Here is a 4,144-nt window from a genome sequence, read left to right on the forward strand (position 1 = left end):
ACCGCCGACATGGTTCGCGCCGAGACGCCGTTGGCGTTCAGCGCGGTCTCCAGCGCAAGCGAGTTCATCACCGTGGCGAGCATGCCCATGGAATCCGCCGTGGGTCGGTCGATCCAGCCGGCGGCACTCATGCGTGCGCCGCGGATGATGTTGCCGCCGCCGATTACCAGCGCGATCTCGAATCCCGCCGCCGTGGCGCGGGCGATATCCTGGGAAAGCCGGGTGAGGACCTGCGCATCGAGCCAGAACCCGTCCGGTGCCTGCAACGCCTCTCCCGACAGTTTCACGAGGATTCGTCGGTAGGGCATGGTCATGGCTGTTCTCCGGCTCGCGTTGACGGCGCGTCGTCCTTACTCCCCGAATTGCGCCCGTACCGCAAGGGGGCGATGCGGATTTTTCGAACGCAGCGGCACGCGGACGGGCTCACACGGCGATGCCGCGCCCCTTCACCGGATGCACCGATGCGTCCGCATAGCGACGCGCCGCCTCTTCCGGCTCGGCCCGGCGCCGGGCCCGATAAGCGGGGAGGTTGCCGGCACAGGCGATCAGCTGCGTGACGAAACCCGCCGAGGCGCCCGCCTGCCTGGACGTCGCCCTGAACGATGCCCGCTCGTGCCGCATCCGCCCATCTCCCTCGTTCTGCGTGCGCGCGGTGCCCTTGACAGGCACGACCGCGCGGCTCGCGGACTTGCGATTCGCGCGATGTGCGGCAGCGGTTTGCATCAATGGTTCGTTATGCATGCAGCGAAACTCCCGGACGCATGATCACCATTCCGTGCAATTTTGCGGCCAGTTTTAACCGCCTGTTAACCTTGGTTTATGCATCATTTCGTGACGAATTGTCACCTGCAGGCGCTCGCTTCGGAAGATGGTTCGCGCGCGGCGGGCATTACCCTGTGCCGTTTTGGTGCACGGCATCCGGGCAATGGCATGGGCGTCACCGCGTCGGTTCAAGGCGTAACGGGATGGGAAAGGACGGGCCTCGATGTCGGATGCCAGACCGCCGGAAACGGCTCTCGATCCGCGCGCCGTGCTCACCTCCATCGGGGAAGTCATCTATGACTGGAACGTGGAGACCGACGCGCTCGCATGGAGCGCCAATGCCTGTGACGTGCTCGGCATCGCCGATCCGCAGAGCATCGCCACCGGCGGCGCCTTCGCGCTGATGGCCGAGCCGGGCAGCGGCATCAACCGCAACGAGACGATCAGCCTCGCCCGGGAGACCGATAGCGGCGCGGGGATCCCTTTCAGGACACGTTACAACCTTCGCCTACCCGATGGACGCCGTGTGGCCGTCGAGGATTCCGGTCGCTGGTATGCCGGGCCGGGCGGCACACCGGCGCGGGTCCACGGAGTCCTGCGCGTCGAGCCCGGAGATGCGACGCAAATGCGGCTGGGTGATCGCGGCGCCTTCGTCGAATTCATCGGCGCCGACGTGATCGCCACTGCGAGTTCACAAAAACGCGTCACCATCATGATTGCCGCGATCGACAATCTCGAGCGGATCAACGACGAGCTCGGTTTTGATGGGGGTGATGCGGTGATCGACGAGGTCGCGACACGCATCCGCCGGGTGCTGCGTAGCCGCGACAAGATCACCCGCTATGCCAGCAACCGCTTCGCCGTGGCGATGATGTCGTGCTCACTCGGCCAGGCTCCGATTGCCGCGCAGCGGCTGCGCGATGCGGTCGAGAAAACCCCCGTCGCCACGCAGGACGGCGTCTTCCCGGTCAGCCTGCGCATCGGCGCGGCCTGCGCGCCCGATCACGCCCGCGACGCCGCCTCGCTGATGCGCCGCGCGGAGGATGCGCTGGCGCGTGCCCGCGTCCAGCCGCACGAAACGCTCGTCGTGCATGATCTGCGCTGCGAAGCCCGCCTGCGGCGCGAGGCGCAGCTTTCGGCCAATGCGGTGATCGATGCGCTCAACGAGCGCCGGCTCGTCTTCGCCCGTCAGCCGGTGGTCGATGCGCGCACCCGGGAGACGGTGTTCTGCGAGGCGCTGGCCCGGCTCACGCGCCCGGACATGCCGCTTCTGGCCGGTGGCGAGATCGTGCCCGCGGTCGAGCGCGCGGGGCTGATGGATCTGCTCGATGCGCGTATGCTCGAACTGGCCACGAGCTGGCTCGCGAAGCATCCGGAGGACCATCTCTCCGTCAATCTCTCCCCGTCGACGCTGGAGCGCCCCGACTGGATCAGCGCGCTGGACGGCCATCTCGCCCTGCATCCGGGCGTGGCCGCGCGGCTGATCATCGAGATTACCGAGACGAGCGCGGTACGCGACCCCGAACGCACGCGCATGCAACTCGAGACGATGAAGCGGAAGGGCGTGCGCATCGCTATCGACGATTTCGGCGCCGGCCACACCTCCTTCCGCCATCTGCGCAGTTTTCCCGTCGATATTCTCAAGATCGACGGTGCCTTCGTGCAGAACCTGCCGCGTTCACCCGATGACCGCTTCTTCGTGCGCACGTTGGTCGATCTCGCGCGCAATCTCGACATGCGTGTCGTGGCCGAATGGGTCGAGGATGAGGAGACTGCCGCCATGCTTGCGGAATGGGGCGTCGATTATCTCCAGGGACGCCATTGCGCCGAACCGATCCTGACGCTCGCAGACGATGCGGCGCAACCGGCAAACGGCCAAGACGGAGGCGACAACGGCAAAGGAGAAAGCGGCGGAGACGGGACCGGCAATCCCGCGGTCGCCTGAGGCCGTGACGACGCAGTCGCCGCAAGATCCGGCGCAGCAAGATCCGGCGCAGCAAGATCCCCTGCACGAGAAATCTGCAGGCGATCCGGGCACGCAGCGTCCTGTGCGATCCGGAATCATCGTCGCTGGCGCCGCCGCCTTCTCCCGCATTCTCGGCTTCATCCGCGACGTGATGATCGCCGCCGTGCTCGGTGCCGGTCCGGCGGCGGAGGCGCTCGCTGTCGCCCTGCGCCTGCCCAACCTCGCGCGCCGGATGGTCTCTGAAGGCGCTGTCAATGCCGGTTTCGTGCCGCTGCATGCGCAGATCGTCGAGACCGGTGGGGCGGCGGCTGCGGCGGGATTCGCCGGGCGGGCGCTGACCACGATCGGGCTTGTGATCATCGTCCTGTGCGCGCTTGCCACCCTCGCCGCCGGCGCTCTGATCGCGCTGCTCGCCGGCGGCTTTGCCCCCGATGATCCCGCCCGCGACATCGCCGTCACCGCCACGCGGCTGGCTCTGCCGGCGATCGCGGTGATGACGCTGGCTGCGCTGATCAGCGCGGTTCTGGCCGCGCATGGCCGCTTCGTCGCGGTGAGCCTGAGCCCCCTCGTCGTCAATCTCGCCATGATCGCGCTTCTGGCTGCGCCGCTGCTCGGTCTCGCCCTGACGCCGGAGCGCATGGCCTTAGCGCTTGCCGCGACGATGAGCCTCGGCAGCCTCGTACAACTCGCCCTCGTCGCCACCGCGCTCGCCCGCCTGCCCGGTGTGCTTCGCCTGCGCCGCCCCGGTTTCGATGCCGATCAGCGCCGGCTCGTGCGGCTCGCATTCCCGGCCCTGATCGCCGCTGCGGGCTCCCAGCTCATCCTGCTCGCCGCCATGCCCGCCGCCTCGACCATGCCCGGCGCGCTGGCATTCCTGCATTATGCCGAACGCGTCTTCCTGCTGCCGCTTGGCCTGATCGCCGCGCTGGCGGGGATCGTGCTGCTGCCCCGGCTCGCAAAGCAGGCGAGGACCGGTACGCCGAGCGGCTTTCGCACGCTCGCGCGCCGCGCCCGCAATGACGCGCTGCTGCTCGCCCTGCCCGCTGCGACCGGCCTCATCCTGCTGGCGGAGCCGATCACCACGGCATTGTTCGCGCGCGGCGCCTTCGATGCGGCGGATGCGCGCGCCACCGCGGGATTGCTTGCCGGCCTCGCCTGCGGCCTGCCCTTCGCGGTGCTGACCCGGATCAACGAGCAGATCCTCTTCGCCCGCCAGCGCATGCGCGCGCCCGCCCTCGTCGCTCTGGCGAGTTTCGCCCTCGCCCTGCCCGCCTGCGCGCTCGGCACGAACCTCGCAGGGGCAACCGGGCTCGGGCTGGGCATCGCCTGCGCCTTTGCCGGGCAATGGTTCGCGCTGCATCTGGTCGCGCGCGATCGGGATCGACGCAGCCGGCCCCGCCATACGGCGCTGATCCG

The 4,144-nt window shown here is 68.5% G+C and carries 3 protein-coding genes and 1 pseudogene; 2 read left to right on the top strand and 2 right to left on the bottom strand.

Annotated elements, in window-relative coordinates:
- A pseudogene (pyrH, locus tag VKP01_RS02975) lies at positions 1-314 on the bottom strand (UMP kinase); the annotation flags it as partial.
- Positions 315-423: 109 nt separating this feature from the next.
- Positions 424-621 carry a hypothetical protein gene (locus VKP01_RS02980; protein WP_324410144.1) on the bottom strand — a complete coding sequence of 66 codons (198 nt, stop codon included), beginning with the start codon at positions 619-621 and terminating at the stop codon, positions 424-426.
- 364 nt (positions 622-985) lie between these two features.
- On the opposite strand from VKP01_RS02980, the gene VKP01_RS02985 reads away from it, so the two are divergent.
- Positions 986-2,707 carry a bifunctional diguanylate cyclase/phosphodiesterase gene (locus tag VKP01_RS02985; RefSeq protein ID WP_324410145.1) on the top strand — a complete coding sequence of 574 codons (1,722 nt, stop codon included), beginning with the start codon at positions 986-988 and terminating at the stop codon, positions 2,705-2,707.
- Between the two features lie 4 nt (positions 2,708-2,711).
- On the top strand, positions 2,712-4,144 hold a 1,433-nt coding region (gene murJ / locus VKP01_RS02990), incomplete at its 3' end, for a murein biosynthesis integral membrane protein MurJ (protein WP_324410146.1).

Source organism: Saliniramus sp. (assembly GCF_035311605.1).
Classification (GTDB): domain Bacteria; phylum Pseudomonadota; class Alphaproteobacteria; order Rhizobiales; family Beijerinckiaceae; genus Saliniramus.